Here is a 1,075-nt window from a genome sequence, read left to right on the forward strand (position 1 = left end):
CAAGAACTGGCCGCCGCTGATGGCACCGGCAGGGGCCAAGAGCGGTGACGGCTATACCGTAGTACAGCGTGAGGATGGTAGCCAGCAATGGGCCTATAAGGGGCAGCCACTCTATACCTGGGTAAAGGACAGCAAGCCCGGTGAAACGACCGGTGAAGGTGTCAATCAAGTCTGGCACGTCGCGAAGCCTTGATCGTGGAGCAGTCCCTGCGGACAGCGGGGACTGCTTATCTATTTAGTAGATTACTTTTTATATCATATTCAATTTTTCAGATAATCGAGCCGGGCTAGACTGTTTGCATTCCTCAGCGGAGCTCACCTCATGACATTAAAGGATGCTATAGCCCTGCGCACCGGCGGCAAGCCGCTCAGCCAGCTCAAGCAGCCGCTCGAAGTCGTTCGCCAGTTCACCCCCAACTGGTTTGCGGCAACGATGGGCACCGGTATTTTGGCAATCGCCTTAGCGAGTTTTCCCGCGTCGGTACCCGGCTTGCGTCTGATCGCCGAAGGACTGTGGCTGTTCAACATTTTGCTTTTCGTTCTATTCAGCGGCTTGTATGCCGCTCGCTGGATCTTGTTCTACAACGAAGCCAAGCAAATTTTTGCCCACTCCACCGTATCGATGTTCTTCGGCACCATTCCGATGGGGTTGGCAACAATCATCAATGGGATGCTGATCTTTGGGCTGCCACGATGGGGTGAGGTGGCTGTCACGATTGCCACCGGACTTTGGTGGGTCGATGCGGCCATGGCACTGGTTTGCGGAGTAGCGATTCCGTACCTGATGTTTACTCGTCAGCAGCACAGCATCGATCAAATGACGGCGGTATGGTTGCTACCTGTGGTAGCCGCCGAAGTGGCCGCTGCCAGTGGCGGGCTGTTGGCACCGCACCTAGCCGATGGCGGGCACCAATTCACCGTGCTGGTGACCAGCTATGTGCTTTGGGCCTATTCGGTACCTGTCGCCCTAAGTGTCCTCGTGATCCTGCTATTGCGGATGGCACTGCACAAGCTGCCTCACGAGAACATGGCTGCATCGAGCTGGTTATCGCTTGGCCCCATTGGTACAGGTGCG

Annotated in this window: 2 protein-coding genes; both read left to right on the top strand. The window is 56.0% G+C overall.

The window, feature by feature from the left end:
• Positions 1-193, top strand: a 193-nt coding sequence (locus tag QKY98_RS23400; RefSeq protein WP_502945102.1) for a COG4315 family predicted lipoprotein, incomplete at its 5' end; no start/stop codon positions are given.
• 129 nt (positions 194-322) lie between these two features.
• A partial coding sequence (locus QKY98_RS23405) for an SLAC1 family transporter (protein ID WP_284671676.1) occupies positions 323-1,075 on the top strand: 753 nt, incomplete at its 3' end.

The organism is Pseudomonas sp. HR1 (assembly GCF_030175875.1).
GTDB classification, from domain to species: domain Bacteria; phylum Pseudomonadota; class Gammaproteobacteria; order Pseudomonadales; family Pseudomonadaceae; genus Chryseomonas; species Chryseomonas oryzihabitans.